At 64.8% G+C, this 19,229-nt stretch carries 18 protein-coding genes and 1 tRNA gene; 13 read left to right on the top strand and 6 right to left on the bottom strand.

Translation table 11 applies throughout. The annotated features are described in order from the left end of the window. Positions 1–24: 24 nt before the first annotated feature. Together parC and N1F91_RS22565 are read right to left on the bottom strand one after the other, a co-directional pair. Positions 25–2,313: a DNA topoisomerase IV subunit A gene (gene parC, locus N1F91_RS22570; RefSeq protein WP_289995585.1), complete on the bottom strand. Its 2,289-nt coding sequence runs from the start codon at positions 2,311–2,313 to the stop codon at positions 25–27. 70 nt (positions 2,314–2,383) lie between these two features. Next, positions 2,384–2,800 carry a hypothetical protein gene (locus N1F91_RS22565; RefSeq protein ID WP_289995584.1) on the bottom strand — a complete coding sequence of 139 codons (417 nt, stop codon included), beginning with the start codon at positions 2,798–2,800 and terminating at the stop codon, positions 2,384–2,386. Between the two features lie 683 nt (positions 2,801–3,483). On the opposite strand from N1F91_RS22565, the gene N1F91_RS22560 reads away from it, so the two are divergent. After that, positions 3,484–4,668 carry a hypothetical protein gene (locus tag N1F91_RS22560; RefSeq protein ID WP_289995583.1) on the top strand — a complete coding sequence of 395 codons (1,185 nt, stop codon included), beginning with the start codon at positions 3,484–3,486 and terminating at the stop codon, positions 4,666–4,668. 128 nt (positions 4,669–4,796) lie between these two features. Here the strand turns inward: N1F91_RS22560 and N1F91_RS22555 are convergent, their stop codons facing one another. Both N1F91_RS22555 and aspS read right to left on the bottom strand, forming a co-directional pair. After that, a complete protein-coding gene (locus N1F91_RS22555) occupies positions 4,797–5,420 on the bottom strand; it encodes a hypothetical protein (protein WP_289995582.1) in 624 nt (207 codons plus the stop codon). Between the two features lie 4 nt (positions 5,421–5,424). After that, a complete protein-coding gene (aspS, locus tag N1F91_RS22550; protein WP_289995581.1) occupies positions 5,425–7,320 on the bottom strand; it encodes an aspartate--tRNA ligase in 1,896 nt (631 codons plus the stop codon). 209 nt (positions 7,321–7,529) lie between these two features. On the opposite strand from aspS, the gene N1F91_RS22545 reads away from it, so the two are divergent. From N1F91_RS22545 to N1F91_RS22495, 11 genes are all read left to right on the top strand, one after another. Next, entirely contained in the window at positions 7,530–8,609 is a 1,080-nt protein-coding gene (locus N1F91_RS22545; RefSeq protein WP_289995580.1) for an ISAs1 family transposase, read from the top strand. 277 nt (positions 8,610–8,886) lie between these two features. Further along, a complete protein-coding gene (locus N1F91_RS22540) occupies positions 8,887–9,096 on the top strand; it encodes a hypothetical protein (RefSeq protein WP_289995578.1) in 210 nt (69 codons plus the stop codon). 932 nt (positions 9,097–10,028) lie between these two features. Then, entirely contained in the window at positions 10,029–10,541 is a 513-nt protein-coding gene (locus N1F91_RS22535) for a hypothetical protein (protein ID WP_289995577.1), read from the top strand. 163 nt (positions 10,542–10,704) lie between these two features. Next, entirely contained in the window at positions 10,705–11,319 is a 615-nt protein-coding gene (locus N1F91_RS22530) for a sigma factor (RefSeq protein WP_289995576.1), read from the top strand. A 171-nt stretch (positions 11,320–11,490) separates the two neighbouring features. Further along, positions 11,491–11,784, top strand: coding sequence for a hypothetical protein (locus N1F91_RS22525; protein ID WP_289995575.1), 294 nt, complete (start codon positions 11,491–11,493; stop codon positions 11,782–11,784). Further along, complete coding sequence (locus N1F91_RS22520) at positions 11,781–12,674, top strand: ATP-binding protein (RefSeq protein WP_289995573.1); 894 nt, start codon at positions 11,781–11,783, stop codon at positions 12,672–12,674. Before N1F91_RS22525 ends, N1F91_RS22520 begins: the two co-directional genes overlap by 4 nt. Positions 12,675–12,677: 3 nt before the next feature. Further along, on the top strand, positions 12,678–13,298 hold the full coding sequence (locus N1F91_RS22515) for a hypothetical protein (RefSeq protein ID WP_289995571.1): 621 nt from the start codon (positions 12,678–12,680) through the stop codon (positions 13,296–13,298). Between the two features lie 14 nt (positions 13,299–13,312). After that, entirely contained in the window at positions 13,313–14,995 is a 1,683-nt protein-coding gene (locus tag N1F91_RS22510; RefSeq protein ID WP_289995570.1) for a DEAD/DEAH box helicase, read from the top strand. Between the two features lie 196 nt (positions 14,996–15,191). After that, positions 15,192–15,641, top strand: coding sequence for a DUF2924 domain-containing protein (locus N1F91_RS22505; RefSeq protein ID WP_289995569.1), 450 nt, complete (start codon positions 15,192–15,194; stop codon positions 15,639–15,641). Further along, positions 15,638–16,948 (top strand): recombinase family protein, encoded by a 1,311-nt coding sequence (locus N1F91_RS22500; protein ID WP_289995568.1) that lies wholly within the window; start codon positions 15,638–15,640, stop codon positions 16,946–16,948. The genes N1F91_RS22505 and N1F91_RS22500 overlap by 4 nt, the downstream gene beginning before the upstream one ends. Beyond that, entirely contained in the window at positions 16,945–17,337 is a 393-nt protein-coding gene (locus N1F91_RS22495; RefSeq protein WP_289995567.1) for a hypothetical protein, read from the top strand. Before N1F91_RS22500 ends, N1F91_RS22495 begins: the two co-directional genes overlap by 4 nt. A gap of 47 nt (positions 17,338–17,384) precedes the next feature. Here N1F91_RS22495 and N1F91_RS22490 read toward each other — a convergent pair whose 3' ends face one another. Then, a complete protein-coding gene (locus N1F91_RS22490) occupies positions 17,385–18,281 on the bottom strand; it encodes a GIY-YIG nuclease family protein (RefSeq protein ID WP_289995566.1) in 897 nt (298 codons plus the stop codon). A gap of 302 nt (positions 18,282–18,583) precedes the next feature. Continuing rightward, positions 18,584–18,674, bottom strand: a tRNA-Ser gene (locus N1F91_RS22485). 298 nt (positions 18,675–18,972) lie between these two features. Between N1F91_RS22485 and N1F91_RS22480 the strand changes: the two genes are divergently transcribed. Continuing rightward, positions 18,973–19,229: hypothetical protein (locus tag N1F91_RS22480; protein WP_289995565.1), on the top strand; the 257-nt coding region annotated here is incomplete at its 3' end.

Genomic DNA, 19,229 nt, shown 5'->3' with positions numbered 1-19,229 from the left:
AGCGGGGACCATCGCCCGGGCGCGCTACCCGAACTTCCCCGTCCTTGGAAATCCCTTCGGCACCATCCGTCCCGCCGTCGCCCGGTCGCCGGTCCACTCCACGAGGTCGGCCTTGCCCTTGACGAAGGCGCGGCCGGCGGAGTCGGTCCAGGTCAGGCCCTTGTCCAGTTCGAAGGTCTTGATGTCGGAGACGCCGCCGTCCTTGTAGCGCTGCAGCCGCACGCCCTTGCCGCGCGTCATCTCGGGAATCTGGGCGAGCGGGAAGACCAGCATCTTGCGGTTCTCGCCGACGATGGCAACATGGTCGCCGGACACGGTGAGGCACCGGGCGGCCTCGTCGGGCGTCTTCACGTTCATCACCTGCTTGCCCTTGCGGGTGTTGGCGGCCACCTCGGCCTCCGGCACCACGAAGCCATAGCCCTCGTGCGAGGCGACGAGCAGCTTGCGCTCGGCATCGTGGACGAAGGCGGTGACGATGTCCTGGTCGTTCTCCATGTCGACGATGATGCGGATCGGCTCGCCATGGCCGCGCCCGCCGGGCAGGCGGTCGGCGCCGATGGTGTAGAACTTGCCGCCGGTGGTGAGCACAAGGATCTTGTCCGTCGTCTGGGCATGGAAGGCGAGCCTGAGCTTGTCGCCCTCCTTAAACGCCAGGCTGTCGAACTCGGCCAGATGGCCCTTCAGCGCGCGCAGCCAGCCCTTCTCGGAGACGACGACGGTGATCGGCTCCTTCTCGATCATCGCCTGGTGGATGTGGCTCTCGTCATGCTCGGGCGCGTCGGCGAACTGGGTGCGGCGACGGCCGAGGTCGGTGTGCGAGCCGAAGCGGTCGCGCAGCTTCTCCACCTCCCAGCGGATGGTCTTCCACTGCTTCGCGTCGGAAGCCAGCAGCGCCTCGATCTGCCCCTTCTCGATCGTCAGCTTGTCGAACTCGGTCTTGATCTCGAATTCCTCGAGCTTGCGCAGCGCGCGCAGGCGCAGGTTGAGGATCGCCTCGGCCTGGGTGTCGGTCAGGTTCCACCTGGCCATCATCACCGGCTTGGGTTCGTCCTCCTCGCGGATGATGCGGATCACCTCGTCGATGTTGAGATAGGCGATCAGGTAGCCGCCGAGGATTTCCAGCCGCCGCTCGATCTCGGCCAGCCGGTGCTTCGAGCGGCGGACGAGCACCTCCTTGCGGTGCTCCAGCCACTCCTGCAGCGCCTGCTTGAGCGAGACGACGTTCGGCACCCGGCCGCGCGACAGGACGTTCATGTTGAGCGGGAAGCGGTTCTCCAACTCGGAGAGCTTGAACAGCGATTCCATCAGGATTGCCGGATCCACCGTGCGGCTCTTCGGCACCAGCACCACGCGCACGTCTTCGGCGCTCTCGTCGCGCACGTCGTCGAGCAGCGGCAGCTTGCGCGCCAGAAGCAGCTCGGCGATCTTCTCGATCAGCTTGGCCTTCTGCACGCCATAGGGAATCTCGGTGACGACGATCTGCCAGGTGCCGCGGCCCTGGTCCTCGACGGTCCACTTCGCCCGCACGCGGAACGAACCGCGGCCGGTCTTGTAGGCCTCCACGATCGTCGGCCAGCGGTCGACGATGATGCCGCCGGTCGGAAAGTCCGGCCCGCGCACCATGTTCTCGTCGGCATCCTCGGCGTTCGGATCCTTGGTCAGCAGATCCTCGACCGTCGCATCGGGGTGGTCGATCAGATGCAGGCAGGCCTTGGCGAGTTCGGCCACGTTGTGCGGCGGGATCGAGGTGGCCATGCCCACCGCGATCCCGGTCGACCCGTTGGCGAGCAGGTTCGGGAAAGCACCGGGGAGAACGATGGGCTCCTCGTTCTCCTCGTTGTAGGTCGGGCGGAAGTCGACCGCGTCCTCGGTGATGCCGGCAAGGAGTTCGGTCGCGGCCTCGGTCATGCGCGCCTCGGTGTAGCGCATGGCGGCTGCGTTATCGCCGTCGATGTTGCCGAAATTGCCCTGGCCGTCGACCAGCGGGTAGCGCACCGAGAAGGGTTGGGCCAGCCGCACCAGCGCATCGTAGATCGACTGGTCGCCATGCGGGTGGAACTTGCCCATCACCTCGCCGACGATCGAGGCGCACTTGGCGAAGCGCTGGTCGGGGTTGAGCCTCAAGAGGCGCATGGCATGGACGATGCGGCGATGCACCGGCTTCATCCCGTCGCGCACGTCGGGCAACGCCCGGTGCATGATGGTCGACAGCGCATAGGCCAGATAGCGCTCCTCGAGCGCCTTCTTCAGGTCGACGGGCTCGATGCCTGAACTGTCATCGCCGGAGTCCGGCGGCGTTTGGGATTTCGACATATGCGGCAGTTAGCGAATCAGGCGATTCGGAGCAAGCGATCCGGCCGTCGCGCGTGTATCGGTTCAGCTCCTAGGGGGCTGCATGAACGGCAGGGAACCGACTGTGGTGTTTGGCCCACGCACACGTGTCCGCGCACATCCAGCTTACCGCCTCGAGGCACTCTGTGTGCATTTGCATGGCATTGCTGAAAATCGGCTCATGATGTGCAACCCTGTTGCGAAACCGCCGCAGCGCATTGAGACGGCTGTGCACAAGGTTTCTTTTCTTCGGGCCGGCGGCCCTGAACGCCTTGTGCAGCGCAGAGCGCCAGAGGGTCGCGTCATATCCTGGGCCGAGCAACGACACCCAGAAGGCAGACTTCAATTCAGCGACCAGATCATCCATCGATGGGGCCGTAAAATGCGTCCGCGCGCCGGCAACGTTGTCTATGGCGAATCGAGCGAAAGGAGGAGCGCCGTTGACCAGCCAGTCGTTTCCGTAGGCCACCCTCATCTCCTGGCTGAGGCAGTTTCGCAAACAAACTTCCAACGCTTGAAGAGGCCCATAAAGAGCTTCCGATAGCCGCGTGTTCCGTTCATAAAGCGCGAGAGCGGCATCCAGGTCGCCTCCGGATGCCGTCAGATATCTGTCGAGCCGTCTTCGGGTGAGCGTTCGCTCCAGCGAGGCGTTTGTTTGAGACGTTCGCAAAATGTTCACTTGCGGTTAACAGAAAACGTATTAGATTTCCCTTTGTATACCCCGGGTCGGCCTCTGCTGAGAAGCATGCTCCCGGGGTCAGTCGTTTCTGGGCCTTCGGTTTTGGGGGGCTGCCCGCGCCCCGGCTTCAGCCGAGGCGCAACCCTATCGACCCTGTTCCAGGGCGTGCAGGCTACGCCTTCCGCAATTGCCGGCACAACATGAACCGTCTTCGGCATCTAGAGCCACACAGCGCCGACACCCTTCAGGCTGCTCTGCGCCAGCGGAACGCTACATGCGCTTTCGCGGTGACTGAATTCAAGCCGAGACACGACGGAGTCGCACATGTGCCCGCCGACAATGACGGCGACACCATTCCGAAAGTGGCGAAGTTTACAGATGGCCGGCGAAATCTGCGGCTAGACATCATCCTGACGATTTCGGCGTCGACCATTCGGACAGCGCGCAGGCGCGACCAACTCAGGGAACAAACGATGACGTACCTCAAGTCGAAACTTCGCAGCCTCGCCGTCAGCGGCCTCGTGCTCGCCGCCATGCCCAGCCTTGCCCATGCGCAGAGCGCGGACGAGGTCGGCCAGCGGATCAAGGCACTGCTGGCCGCCCAGGGGCTGCAGCTTTCCTGGAGCGGGATCGCCGAACAGGGCGACGGCTTCGTCCTGCAGGGCGTCAGCGCCTCGGCGGACGGGGTCGACGGCAGCGCGCCCATCGGCGACATCACGCTTTCCGACATCAGCCAGGACGGCGACGTGATCCTGGTCGGCGACGTCACCATGCCTGGCTATTCGCGCACGGAAGACGGCATGACGCTGTCCATCGACGGCATTTCGATGACCGGCCTGCAGCTGCCGGAAGCGGATGCCAGCGATCCGATGAACACCCTCATGATCTACGCCACGGCCGACATCGACCGGATGTCCTTCTCGGCCGGCGGCCAGGAAGTCTTCTCGATGAGCCAGGTGCACAGCGACTCGAGTTCGGCCGACGACGGAACCCTGACCTTCGGCGCGGCGGTGGAGGAGTTCTTCGTCAATCTCGCGATGGTGGAAGATGCCCAGTCGAAGGCCGTGATCGACGCACTCGGCTACCAGACGCTCAAGGGCTACGTCGAGATGTCCGGCACCTACAATCCGCAGGACGGCCGCATGACCATCGACGAGTACAACACCTCGATCGCCGAGGCCGGCACCTTCGGCATGACGCTCGACATCAGCGGCTACACGCCCCAGTTCATCCAGGCGCTGCGCGAGATGCAGACCCAGATGGCCGCAACCGAGGGCCAGGACCAGTCGGCGCAGAGCATGGCGATGCTCGGCCTGATGCAGCAGATCAACCTGCACGGCGCCAGCGTGCGCTTCGACGACGACAGCCTGACGAACAAGGTCCTGTCCTTCGTCGCCGCCCAGCAGGGCGTCCAGCCGTCCGACATCAAGAACCAGGCCAAGGCGGTGCTGCCCTTCGCGCTGGCCCAGGTCGGCGATCCGGCGCTGACGGCGGCGGTGAGCGCGGCGGTCAACACCTTCCTCGACAATCCCGAAAGCCTGGAGATCAGCGTCGAGCCGGAAAACCCGCTCCCCTTCGCCCTCGTCGCCGCCAGCGCCATGACCGCCCCGCAGGCCCTGCCGCAGCAGCTGGGGTTCGGGATCGCGGCGAACGAGTAGTAAGTCGGTGAGTGGTGAGTGGTGAGTGGTGAGTGGTGAGTGGTGAGTGGTGAGTGGTGAGTGGTGAGTGGTGAGTGTAGGACGAACGGCCTCGAACGCAAGCCCCCCTACTCACTACTCACTACTCACTACTCACTACTCACTACTCCCACACACTCCCCCACCACCGCCAGCGCGCCGGCCAGGAGGCCGGCGTCGCTGAGCGGGAACCCGGCCCCCTCCCCGGTCAGCGGCACGTGGACGAAGCCGCTCATTCCGGGCGAAAAGCCGTCGCAGGCATGGGCGCGCGAGAGCATGAAGACGGTGTTGCAGAGATAGCCGCCGGCATCGTCCGACCATTCGACCGGCAGGCCCATGGCCGCGAGCCGGCGGGCGATCGCGTCGAGCGGCAGCCCCGACGCCAGGGTCTCCGGCCCCTCGCAGACCTTGCCGGCCGCGCGCAGAATGCCCGCATTGTCCGGCCGGTCGGCCTCGAAGCGGTTGCGCGCCAGCCGCTCCAGCCGGAAGCCGGCGCATTCGGTGGCGAGGCCGAAATGGATGGCGATGTGCGGCGAAAAATCGCGGCCGATCGCCGAAAGCCGCGGCCCCACCGTGTCGTAGTCGACCGGCAGGATCTCGGCGCGGAACGCCGCCATGCCGTCGAGCGCAGGCGGCGCGGCGCGCAACCCCGCCACCAGCCGCTCCGTCGGGTTGACCGGCGCGCCCGGGAAGGGCTCGAAGCCGGTCACCAGGACGCGCAGGCCGGCGGCCATCGGACTATTCGTCCTTCTTCTGCGGGATCACCCGCACGCCGAGTTCGCGCAGCTGCGCCGGCAGGGCCTCCGACGGCGCGCCCATCAGAAGGTCCTGTGCCTGCTGGTTCATCGGGAACAGCGTGATCTCGCGCAGGTTCTTGGCACCCACCAGCAGCATGATGATGCGGTCGACGCCGGCCGCCATGCCGCCATGCGGCGGCGCGCCGTACTGGAAGGCGCGGTAGAGGCCGCCGAAGCGCTCCTCGACGTCGGCCTTCGACAGGCCGACGGTCTCGAAGGCCTTGACCATCAGCTCGGGCGACTGGTTGCGGATCGAGCCCGACGCGATCTCGAAGCCGTTGCAGACCATGTCGTACTGGAAGGCCTTGATCGTCAGCGGATCCTGGTTCTCCAGCGCCTCCATGCCGCCCTGCGGCATCGAGAACGGGTTGTGCGCGAAGTCGACCTTCTTTTCCTCCTCGTTCCACTCGAAGAAGGGGAAGTCGACGATCCAGCACAGCTCGTAGCGGTCGCGGTCGACGAGGTTCAGCTCCTCGCCCGCCCGCGTCCGTGCGTCGCCCGCGAACCGGTAGAACTTCGCCGGATCGCCGGCCACGAAGAAGCAGGCGTCGCCGTCACTTAAACCGAGTTGTGCCGCAATGGCTGCTGTGCGTTCCGGGCCAATGTTTTTGGCGAGCGGACCCGAACCCTCGATTTGCTCAAAGTATTTCTCGTGGGCCGCTCGAACAGCCTCCTCGCTTTCAGTTCCGATGGCCTTTGCGAGCATCGAATGCATCAACTTAGCATCCACGTCCGTGCGCTCAGCCTCTGCCTTGCGCCAGAAGATATACCCCAGCCCCGGCTGGCCCTGTTGCTGCGCCCAGGCGTTCATGCGGTCGCAGAAGGCACGGCTTCCACCCGTCTTCGCGGGAATCGCCCAGACCTCGGCCTTCGGGTCGTTGGCCAGGATGTTGGCGAAGACCTTGAAGCCCGAACCGGCGAAATGCTCCGACACCGCCTGCATCTCGATCGGGTTGCGCAGGTCCGGCTTGTCGGAGCCATATTTGCGCAGCGCCGTATCGTAGGGGATGCGCGGAAAAGCCTGCGTCACTGGCTTGCCGTTGGCGAACTGCTCGAAGACGCCGCGGATCACCGGCTCCATCGTCGTCCAGACGTCTTCCTGGGTGACGAAGCTCATCTCCAGGTCGAGCTGGTAGAACTCGCCGGGCAGCCGGTCGGCGCGCGGGTCCTCGTCGCGGAAGCAGGGCGCGATCTGGAAATAGCGGTCGAAGCCCGCCACCATCAACAGCTGCTTGTACTGCTGCGGCGCCTGCGGCAGGGCGAAGAACTTGCCCTGGTGGATGCGCGACGGCACCAGGAAGTCGCGCGCGCCCTCGGGCGACGAGGCGGTCAGGATCGGCGTCGAATATTCGGTGAAGCCGACATCGGTCATGCGGCGGCGCATGTCGGCGATGATCTTCGTGCGCTGGACGATGTTTTTGTGCAGCGTCTCGCGGCGAAGGTCGAGGAAGCGGTACTTGAGGCGGATGTCCTCGGGATAGTCCGGCTCGCCGAACACCGGCAGCGGCAGTTCCTTGGCCGTCGACAAGACCTCGATCTCGTCGGCATAGATTTCGATCTCGCCCGTCGGCATGTTCTTGTTGACCGTCTCGGCGGTGCGCGCCTTGACCTTGCCGTCGACGCGGATCACCCACTCGCCGCGCACCGTCTCGGCCACCTTGAAGGCCGGCGAATCCGGGTCGGCGACGATCTGCGTCATGCCGTAATGGTCGCGCAGGTCGATGAACAGCAGCCCGCCATGGTCGCGGACCCGGTGAACCCAGCCCGACAGGCGCACGGTGGTGCCCTCGTCGGACTTGCGGAGTTGGGCGCAGGTATGGCTGCGATAGCGGTGCATGAGGATATCCGGTCTTCTCGAGAAACGATGCCGGGGCCGCAGGCGGCGACCGCCCGGCCCTCCAAAATCCGCGCGAAAAGCGCATGGGCGGGGTGGTTTGTCAAGAATGGAGCCGGGGGCCGACAGGGCAATCGGGTGAATGCGAGCGTGACAAAGCTTTGAAGTGCTGAATCTGTCGGTGTCCTCTGATTCGGTTGCGGAGGACGGCGATGGAAGATGGCGTGCAAGATGGTGGCGCATTCGACGAGACGGTCGTTTTCCTGCGCCATTTCGAGGATTTGCCGGACCCGCGTCAGCGTGGCAAGGTGATCTACCCGCTCGACGAGGTGCTGTTGCTGTGCCTGCTCGCCGTGCTGGCCGGTGCCGACGCGATCACCGACATTGCCCGGTTCGGCGAGCGGAAGCTCGAATTGCTGCGGCGGTTCCGGCCGTTTGCGGACGGCACGCCCGCGCACGATCATCTGGGCGACATCCTGGCCAGCCTCGATGCCGAGCAGTTCCAGCGCTGCTTTGCCGCCTGGGTCTCGTCGCAGACCGGCGTCGCGGCCGACGTCGTCGCGATCGATGGCAAGACGCTGCGCCGCTCGAAAGGTGCCAAGGCGCCGGTCCACATGGTCTCGGCCTTCGCCGCGCGCCAGCGCCTCGTGCTCGCCCAGGTCAAGGTGGCCGACAAGGCCAACGAGATCGTCGCCATCCCCAGGCTCCTGGACATGCTGGCCATCGAGGGCGCCATCGTCACCATCGACGCGATGGGCTGCCAGCGCGACATTGCCCGCAAGATCATCGACCGGCGAGCCGACTATGTCCTTGCCCTCAAGGGCAACCAAGGATCGCTGCGCGAGGATGTCGAACTCTTCGTCCGGGAGCAGAAGGCCAGGTCCTTCAGGGACACGACCGTCACCACGGCCGCGCCGCGCGTCGATGGCGACCACGGCCGCATCGAGACCAGAACCACCACCGTCATCCATGACGTGGCATGGCTGCAGGAGCGCCACGGCTGGCCGGGCCTCAAGGGCGTCGTCGTCGTCGACAGCAGGCGCGAACTGAAGGACAGGATCGAAACCGAGACCCGCTTCTTCATCACCTCGCTCACGCTTCCCGCCAGCGAGATGGCGGCCGTCGTGCGCGATCACTGGGCCGTCGAGAATGCCCTGCACTGGGTCATGGACATGGTCTTCCGCGACGATGAATGCCGCCTGCGCACCGATCACGCACCGGCAAACTTCACCACGATCAAGCACATCGCNTCGTCGGACTTGCGGAGTTGGGCGCAGGTATGGCTGCGATAGCGGTGCATGAGGATATCCGGTCTTCTCGAGAAACGATGCCGGGGCCGCAGGCGGCGACCGCCCGGCCCTCCAAAATCCGCGCGAAAAGCGCATGGGCGGGGTGGTTTGTCAAGAATGGAGCCGGGGGCCGATGGGCGTCTCGGCCGGTCGGGCCATGCGGCGCGTCCGTCCGAGACGCAGCCGGCGCCTTTCCGGGACGGTCGAAGCCATAGTATGATATGTAAATTGGATGACGACCGATAGACGGATCGCTTCGTTGGCTGGCAAGAGACACACCATGGTCGAGGCGCGCTCTGCGAAGCAGCGGGTCGAAACACAGTTGCGCGGCATGCCCGGCATCAGCCTGGGCATCGGCCAGACCGACAACGGCACGGACTACGCCGTCCTCGTTCTTGTCGAGGACGAGCAGACCGCGCGCCGGCTGCCGGTCATCTCTTCCGAGCTTCCCGTGACGATCAGGGTCAGCGGCAAAGTCTCCGCCTACTGACCGGCTCCTCGCCGACCGCCGTGCCGCGGATCCCGCTGCGGGCCGCGCGAGGAGCAGCGCGGCGTGAGGGGACGGGCGGCGTCGGAGCTCCGACCGCCCGCGGCGTCACTCCGGAAGGCGAGCCGCGCGGAGGGCGGAGCGACTGTCCGGAATCCATTCCGTGACGCCGATCGTGTCGAGGCCCCTGCGGCAGACGTCACGGAATGGATTCCGGACCCGGACGCCGCCGCTGTGCCCGGCATCCGGTCCGGAATGACGCGGCGGGGGCGACGTGCGCCTGGAAGGCATTGCCTCAGCCTGCTTCGCCTGCGCGGCGGCCCCACATCACCATTGACGCGCCCCTCACCGCCGTCATCCCGGGCGGAGCCGGGAGGATGCGGGCCGGGAGCAGTCTCTCCGGGCCTCATCCTGAGGCGCGAGCCCGCACGGTCGTGGGCAGGCAAGCATCTCCTTCGGCGGGAGAGCCTCGAAGGACGCACCACGCCTATTCCGCGAGACGAGCCGCCAAGCCGGGCGGCAANCCCTCAACCTCATCCGACGCGCCAACAGCAAGGACTCAATCCGACTTCGACGAAAAGTCGCAGCCTGGGACGACGAGTTCCTCGCAAGCCTCATCACAAAATAGCTTCACCCGATTCCCCTGGCTGGATCCGCAGAAGCTGGCCAAGACGCTCGGCCGAGCGCTGAATTTAGTTGGAGAGGCGGACAAGGCTCGTCTGGGACACACTGCTTTCCTCGGGCGGTATGAACTCAGCGCCGGGCGAGGTTTTCCGGTCTTCCTTTATCTTCCGCAGCACGTCTTCGGCTTTGAAGTGGAGGCGTTCGATCCGATCGGGGCGGCACCAGCAGGGCCACGTTTGGTGCTGGTCCCGACACGGCGGTGCATGGGGTCTCGGGACATCAAACGCCTCGAAAGACACCAGGCCACGATCATGACGCTGGATGAGACGTTCCAGTGGGACAGTCGTCGGGGATCGTCGCTGATTGGCGACCCCGCAACCCTTTTCGCCCCCCTGATCGGAACGCTTCAAGTCGCCGCGCAAGGGAAGCCGCCGGCGATCACTTTGCCAAGCCAAACACCATGGTCGGCGATCAGCATCGATTTTGATAATCCCGAGTTGGCCATTTTGCGCGGCCCCGGTGTGCAGCGCAGCATTACGCCGGCAGATTTAGGCATGGTCGATAACCGCAATGGCCGCACGGGTAGAGCGTGGCTCTGGCTGCGCCAATTCGCTACCCACAATGGTCGTATGCCAACAGGAAAGAGTAGTGTCCAAAAGCATAAGCAGTCCGTCAGCGAGAAGCTTATGGCTTTCACGGGGCTCGACAGCGACCCGATCGATGCCGACGATGGTTACTACATCGCCAAGTTCAAGCTGTCGGGGGATGGCCTGACACAGGGCCGCCGCGGCGCCTCTCGACGAAATTTCGTCGACGAAGACTGACCCACCTTCAAACTTTTTTCCCTCCGCCAACCCCATGAAACCATTCGGTTTTGTGGGGTTCTTTCTATGCACCCACCCCTGATTTCGAGGCCCTCCAACGAATTTTCGCCGCGTCCAGACACTCGGGCCGCGTGCCCGTCCACCTGGACGAAGGCGAAACTTCATGGAGCATTTCCAGCACCCCATCACCGATCCGCACTCGCGGGTTTCTCGCAACATAATGGTCCGCGCCGCGCGTCTCGCGCGCTCCGGCGCGGTGCCTGGCATGACCGCCGAGGATATTGCGCAGGACCTTCGCGAACATCTATGGCGCCGTGACGGCGCGTTTGATCTGACGCGCGGCAGTTACGACACTTTCGCTGACCGGGTCATCGCCAATCGCATCGCCACGCTGGCCAGTCCCACGGAACGCCTGCGGGCCGAGCGCAGCTGGGTCAGCTTCGACGAGCCGACCCAGCAGAAGGAAGATGGGACGCCGCTGCCGCTGTCCGAGACCCTGGCCGAAGCGGATGGTTTGAATGGCCCTGCGTTCCGGCCCGCCGATGAAGGGTTCGGCCTCGTGCGGGATGTGCGGCGTCTGCGTACGGCGCTGACACCGGCCTGCAGGTCGATGGCCGATGTTCTGGTCGAGCAGACACCCACCGAGGCAGCAACCACGCTCGGCATCCACCGCAGCACCATCTACGCGCGCCTTGCCTCGATGCGTTCGGCCGCCGTTGCGCGCGGCCTCGAAGTTTATCTCGGGGCGACCCCGACAGTTCCGGCGCCCGGCCGGTAGGTGAGCACAGGACCGGAATGCTCCGGTTCGCGAGTTCCATGCCGGGCCCTCGGAGGAATGCAACACCCCGCACGGGGAAACACTCCGACCGCGAGCTCCAGGGCGGCGTCAGGCCCGGCAGCAGTCTCTTCGACGAACCCTGGAGGCCACGACGGCAAACAGGAGCATGTGATGTTCTCTTCTTCTCCCCTGAAGCGCTTGCGCCAGCGCTATAATCTCGAGCCGCTGCCCGAGGTGATCGACGTTCCCGCCATTGGCGGCCGCGCCGCCCGCAGCGTGCCCATCGAACAGGCGACGCTCGACGACATCGAGTTCGCGCTGGTCGCCTTCGGGCGCCAGCAATCGGCGCTTTACGATGTGTCGAATGCGCTCTCGACCCTGTTGCGCATGGCGCGGCGTCAAGGTGCGCTCGGCCGGGATGTCGGCATTCACGCCGCCGTCCGCGATCTGGAGGCGGGCCAATGAGCCCCCCCTTCAGCAAGGCATCGCTGCGCATCATCACCGCCGATGAGCGGCTGCGCGAAACCCGCGGCATCAAGGGTGTGCTGACCGGCACCTCCGGCATCGGCAAGACCACGCAGCTGCTCACCCTCGATCCGCAGCGCACGATGTTCGTCAATCTCGAAGCCGGCGAATTGGCCGTCCAAGGTTGGCCCGGCGACGAGGTACGGGTGCGCGATTGGGAACTGGCACGCGATCTCGCCGCCTGGATTGGTGGGCCGAACCCCGCGATGCGCGATGGCCAGTCCTACGGGCAGGCCCACTACGCCCGTGTGTGCGCGGCCTTCGGGCCCGCCAGCCAGCTCGACAAATACGAAACCGTCTTTGTCGACAGCATCTCGGTCGCCTCCCGCATCTGCCTGCAATGGTGCAAGGGCCAGCCGCAGGCACAGTCCGACCGAACGGGCAAACCGGACATGCGGGCGACCTACGGCTTGCTCGGCCAGGAGATGATCGGCTGGCTGACGCATCTGCAGCACACGCCGGCCAAGAACATCTGGCTGGTCGGGCTTCTCGACCGGAAGCTCGATGACTTCGGCAAGCCCTTCTTTTCCTTGCAGATCGAAGGCTCGAAGACTGGCCTCGAACTGCCCGGCATCGTCGATGAGGTCATCACGCTGACCGAGTTGCGTCCGGAGAAGGGCGAGGCGTTCCGGGCCTTCATCTGCACCACGATCAACGATTTCGGCCTGCCCGCCAAGGATCGCAGCGGCCGTCTGTCGATGATCGAGCCCGCCCATCTCGGGCGCCTCATGACGAAAATCCGCGGGCCCCGGCCCGACAGCCATCAGCGGCTGAGTTTCGACCTGCCTGCCGGCGCCAACCCCAATCCCACGACGACCCAAGGAGCATGACCCATGGCCAGTGACATGGACTTCAATGGCGCCGACACCCAGGACGCCGCATTCGACCTGATCCCGGCGAACACGCTGGTGCGTGTGACCCTCACCATTCGCCCCGGTGGCGCAGGCCCGGAGGGCTGGCTCACGCAGAGCAAGACCAGCACCGCGCTCTATCTCAACACCGAGGCCATCATCATGGAGGGACCTTTCGCGCGGCGGCGGATCTACACCCGCATCGGGTTCCGCGGCAAGAACGCGGGCAGCGGTGACGACACTTATGGCAACCGTGGCCGGGCGCTGATCCGCGGCATCCTCGAATCTGCCCGGGGCATCCGGGCGGAGGATCAGTCGGATGCAGCGCGTTCGGCGCGCATGATCCGCAGCCTTGGAGAGATGAGCGGCCTCGAATTCGTTGCCCGCATCGGCATCGAGCGCGACAAGGATCGTCCCGATGAGCTAGGCCGCAATGCGATCAAGGCCGCAATTGGCCCCGCACATGGCGATTATGCCCGCGTCATGGGTCGCATGCCGCAGCCGAGCCTCGGCCTCGGCACGGGCGCCCCGCGCATGGCAGAGCCGAATTACGGCCAGGCTGCGCCCGCCAGCAATTCCTCCGCCCCGTTCTGGGCACGCTGAGGGAGGGCTGGCACATGATCCCGCGCGACTACCAGAAGGCGGCAGTGGCCGCTGCTCGTGACAGGCTCGCCACCCACGGCAACACGCTTCTCGTGCTGCCGACCGGTGCGGGCAAGACGGCCATCGCCGGTTTTTGCATCGGCGAGGAACTCGAACATTGCCGTGAGGACCGCGTTCTCGTCCTCCAGCACACCGATGAGCTGGTCGATCAAAACCGCTCCTCCATCGGCGCGATCACTGGCCTTTCGACCTCGGTCGTGAAGGCCGAGCAAGACAACTGGGACGGACGCATTGTCTTTGGCAGCGTGCAGACGCTGGCCCGCGCCAACCGGCGCGCCCATATGGCGGCGGTCTCGCATCTGGTGATCGATGAATGCCACCGCGCCGCATCGACCAGCTATCAGGCCGTCATTGATGACGCCCGCAGCCTGAACCCCAACCTCAAGCTCCTTGGCCTCTCGGCCACACCGAGCCGGGGCGATGGGCGCAGCTTGCGCAAGACCTTCAACAATGTGGGCTACCAGGTCCGGATCGGCGCATTGATCGCGCAAGGGCTTCTGGTGCCACCGCGCACCTTCACGATCGATCTCGGGGTGGGTGACGAACTGGCGGGCCTCGATGCGACAGCAGGCGATTTCGACATGCGCGCTGCAGATCGGGTGCTGAACCGCGCCGTTCTGACCGATGCCGTGGTCGAGCATTGGGAAGAAAAGGCCGCCGAACGGCAGACGATCTTCTTCTGTGCCACCGTCGATCACGCAACGGCCGTGGCAGAGGCCTTCTGTGCGGCAGGCCATGCTGCGGAGATGATCAGCGGAGACATGCCCACCAAGGAGCGGGCCGCCGCCATCGCACGCTTCGATCGCGGCGAGACCCGCATCCTCACCAACTGCATGGTGCTGACGGAAGGCTTCGACAGCCAGCCTGTGGGCTGCATCGGCATCCTGCGCCCGATGCTGCACAAGGGGACCTTCATCCAGGCGGTCGGGCGCGGCCTGCGCCGCGTCGACCCGGCGCGCTATCCCGGCATCATCAAGACCGACTGCGTTGTTCTGGATTTTGCAGGCGCCGCTTTGCGCCATGGCTCGCTTGAGCAGGAGATCGACCTCGACGCCGACGACCCCGAACCGGGTCAGGCGCCGTGGAAACTCTGCCCCTGCTGCGAGGCCGAACTGCCCCTGGCGGCGCGCATCTGCGATTTCTGCGGCCATGTTTTCACGCGCGAGGCCAGCGACAAGACGGTGCTCGACAGCTTCGAGATGATGGAAATCGACCTTCTGGATCGCTCGCCTTTTGCGTGGGAACCCTTGCAGGCCGATGGCAGCGCGCTGATGGCAAGTGGCTTCGAAGGCTGGGCCGGGGTATTCCACGACGGCACGCTCTGGCACGCGCTCGGCCAGCCCCGCGGCAAACCGGTCAAGCCGCTGGCCATCGGAACCCGCGTTCAGGCTCTGGCCGCGGCGGATGATTTCCTGCGGACGACAGAGACGGGGACAGCGTCGATCAAGAGCCGTCGCTGGCTCAATGATCCCGCCAGCCTTCGGCAGATCGAATTGCTGGCCCGCGCCGGGCACAAGGCAGAGGGGCATGACTTCGGCCTGTCGAAATACGCCGCCAACTGTCACCTGAACTTCCTGTGGAACCGGGCCGCCATCCAGCGCTCGGTCCTTGGGGCTGCCGCACGGGTGGCCGCATGAAACGTCCGAACCCGCTGTCGCCGGACAAGATGAGCCCCGCTGAACGGCGCGTAGAACTGTGCGGGCTGCTGGCCCTTGGGCTGGTCCGCCTGCGGCAGCGGGATCAGGTCCAACCTTCTGACGACCATGGAGAAATTCGCCTACACTATCCGGCCGACCGGAGCCTTCATGCAACTCCAACTCAACGGAGAAATGCATGACGACCCATGACCCAATCCCCGCGCGCCTGGCCGCGCTGAAGACAACCCCGACGCCAGACTTGAAGGTGCAGTGGCGCGAGTTGTTTGCCAGCGAGCCGCCGCCTTTCAACCGGCAGTATCTGGTCACCCGCCTCGCTTACCGTATCCAGGAACTGGCTTACGGCGGGTTGAAACCCGAGACCATCAAGCGGCTGGAGAAGCTGGGCGAAGACCTGGATGGTGGCAATCCCATCAAGCGCCGCATCCGCACCGACCTCAAACCCATCACCGGCACGCGGTTGCTGCGCGAATGGCAGGGCGTCGAGCATGTCGTGACCGTCACGGCGGACGGCTTCGAATGGCAAGGTCGCCCGTACCAGTCGCTCTCCTCGATCGCGCGCGCCATCACCGGCACACGCTGGAATGGGTGGGCCTTCTTTGGCCTGAAAAATCGGAGGGGCGCATGACCAAGCCCATCATCCGCAAACTGCGCTGCGCCATCTACACTCGGAAATCCTCGGAGGAAGGGCTGGAGCAGGAGTTCAACAGCCTCCACGCCCAGCGTGAAGCCTGCGAGGCCTACATCGCCAGCCAGCGCTCTGAAGGCTGGGTGCTGGTCCGCGACCAGTATGACGATGGCGGTGTCTCTGGCGGCACGCTGGAACGCCCCGGCCTGAAGCGGCTGATGGCCGACATCGAGGATGGGCTGGTCGACATCATCGTCTGTTACAAGATCGACCGCCTCAGCCGATCGCTCGCCGACTTCGCCAAGCTGGTCGAAGTGTTCGACCGAAACGGCGTGACGTTTGTGTCCGTCACCCAGCAGTTCAACACCACCACGTCGATGGGGCGGCTGACGCTGAACATCCTGTTGTCCTTTGCGCAATTCGAACGCGAGGTGACGGCCGAACGGATCCGCGACAAGGTGGCGGCCTCACGCCGCAAGGGCATGTGGATGGGCGGCGTCCCGCCCTATGGATACCGGGTGGAAAGCCGCAAGCTCCTCGTAGAAGAAGAAGCCGCCGCCCATGTCCGGTGGATCTTCGCGCGGTTCATTGAAATCGGCTCGGGCACGCTGCTGGCCCGCGAAACGGCCGAGCGCGGGCTCCGCACTCCACGAGGTAACCTGATCGACAAGAAGTACATCTACCGCTTGCTGAACAACCGCGCCTATATCGGCGAGGCAGTACACAAGGGCGAAAGCTATCCCGGCGAGCACGACGCGATCATCGACGCCGACACATGGGACAAGGTTCGCGCAATCCTGACGGTGAGCCCGCGCAAACGCGCGATGCACACCCGCGCCAAGACGCCCGCGCTACTGAAAGGGCTGGTCTACGGCCCTGACGGCGCGGCGTTCTCTCCAGCCCACACGAAAAGACGGGGCCGACTGTATCGCTATTACGTCAGCCAGACCGTCCTGAAACATGGCGCGGGATCCTGCGCAGTCAGCCGCGTGCCCGCTGGTGAGATCGAGGCGGCCGTGATCGAGCAAATCCGCAATGTGCTTCGCCAACCGGAGATCGTGGCCGGGACATGGAAAGCGGCCCGCGTGCATGACAGCAGCATCAAAGAAGCCGATGCCCGCGCGGCACTGCAAATGCTCGATCCGCTTTGGGATGAACTCTTCCCTGCGGAACAGACCCGCATACTGGCGCTTCTGGTCGAACGCGTGGACATCAGCATGAATGCGCTTGATGTGCGCCTACGTACCGATGGTCTTGCCGCCGTCGCCCGGGAGATGATGGCGCGTGATATGGAGCGGGCAGCATGACCGGGGTGAGCACGCCAAGCGCCATCACCGTCCGCGTGCCCTTCCGCATCGTGAAACGCGGCGGCCGCAAGGAAATCCAGGCGCCCGCGGACGCACCGGTTCCGCGCAGAACGGACAACACTTTGATCAAGGCGCTGGCGCGCGCCTTTCGCTGGAAACGCATGCTGGATGCTGGCCGGTTCACTACTATGGCGGAACTCGGCGAACATGAGAAGATCGCGACGTCCTATCTGACCCGCGTCCTTCGCCTCACCCTGCTTGCGCCTGACATCGTGGATGCCATCCTCGACGGGCGACAGGGGCCGGAAATCACGCTTGCAAACCTGCTGGACCCGTTCCCGCTCGATTGGGACGAACAGCGGCGGTGTTTTGATCGCGACGCCAGCTGAAGGTGCGGTGGCCCCAAGTTGCCAGCAGCCGTACGCAGGGAACGGGGTCAGTTTTCGTTCAGGCCGTGCGCCCGCGCGCCCAGTTTATCCTTCCAGTGGGCCTCGCGCGCGAGGATGTCGTCGGGCGACATGTCTGGTGAGGCGACTTCAAGGATCGAGACCGCATAGTCGCGGTGACCGCGCTGGCGGAGCAACACGTTCCCGCCGTGCCCGTTCGCGGCGTAGACCAGCCATCGGCCGAGCAAGCCCTCTTGGCCTGTGGCAGACCCGACGTACTGCTCGCCCGCCTCTGAAACGAGCAGATAGACCCCGCGCACCGACGCCAGCGCGCCTTGCCACGCCTGCGGCAGCACCGGGATCTCGCTGATCCGGCTCATGAACTTCGAAAATCCGGGAAAGGGCGGCTCCCTTCGATCAAGCCTGAGTTCGAGGATCTCCTTGTGCCGGCGCGCCGCCCATTGCGACCAAGCCCGAGCAGCGGCTGGCGGGCCCCAGCGCACCAGGATGCGCTCCGTGTGTCCCAGCCCGGCCTCAATCCATTCGAGGTCGAAAGCATGCACATCCTGTCGGTCGCGCTCGCTCTCGATGATTTCGGGATCGGCAATTGCAGGCAGACGGCCGCCATCCCAATCCCATCGATCGCAGATGCGGGTGATCCCGACGAACAAACCGGTTGCGTCACCGTCGGCCAGCATGGGCCCAGGGACGAAATGGCAGGCAAGCTGCGCCTCGGCGTAGGGCGATGGGGTGCGGCGCTGAAAACTCGCAAAGCAGCCGAACTTCTGAAAGCCGCCCCGCCTCCAAGCGACCAAGCCGCGATTGTCATGCCGCAGGAGGCGCGTCTGCTCGAGGTCGAGGTCGAGCCCCGTCAAGAACTCATGGAAATAGAACACCTTGCCGCCCTCCGTTGAAGCGATGGTGCGCAGCGAAGCCGCGGTCGTCAATGCTTCTTGGCGACAGAGTGGGACATCAGGAAGCGCGATCTCGTCCGAACCGAGTCACGTCTTGTTCCCCGACTCCAATCGTAGTGATCAGCTTTGCCGGCTGATTATTTCAAGCAATTCAGTAGTTTGTGGAGTTTAATCAGTTCAGGGAAGGCAACGGGTCGGGAGAGTATCGGGCGTCAGAGAACGCGATCGAGCCATTCGGCGCTGAGGCTGGTGAACAGGTCGATCCGCATAACCCCCGAAAACAACGGAAAAATCCGGCCGCAGCCGGATCGGGAGAACGCTTTCGCGAGGGCAAGTGGCGGAGAGGATGGGATTCGAACCCACGAGAAGCTTTTGACCTCTACTCCCTTAGCAGGGGAGCGCCTTCGACCACTCGGCCACCTCTCCGTTGGAGCCCGGATAGACCGGAATGTCCGATCGCACAAGGTTTTTTCCGGCCCTAACAAGGAGAGTATCCGCGTGCCGGCCGCGCGCGCGCGAAATGCGGCAGATCGCGGCGGATCTGATGCGGGGGCCTTCGATTCGGCGCAACCAGGCGCGATGGGTCGGAAAGACGATGCCGCGGCCGTGGCGGGGTATCTGGATCGAAAGCAGGAGCCGGCTCGACAATGCGATTCCCGCTTCGGCGGCCCGATTCCAGGCCGTCCGGGACGCTTCAGGAGTTACCAATTCCTAAAATGCGACCGTGTTTGAGGCACTTGCCCGCGATTTTCGTGGCTTTTGTGCAACAGAGGTTGGGCATCAAGCAGCGGAAGCCACGGATGGAGCCGTTCGGCAGTTGAACCGGCCGGCGCGGCGAGTATGGTTGGTCTCGGAGAAGGGGCGCAGAGACGCATCTTTTTCGGAAAAGGGGATGGGGCAGTCCATGCTGTCCTTCAGCCAGAATACCCAGACCCACTTTGAAACTTTGACTGGAGGTCAGAAAATGAACATCAAGAGCCT

Source organism: Aquibium sp. ELW1220 (assembly GCF_030398385.1).
Classification (GTDB): domain Bacteria; phylum Pseudomonadota; class Alphaproteobacteria; order Rhizobiales; family Rhizobiaceae; genus Aquibium.
The sequence above is the reverse complement of the archived record's forward strand: the minus strand, read 5'-3'. Positions and strand labels throughout refer to the sequence as shown.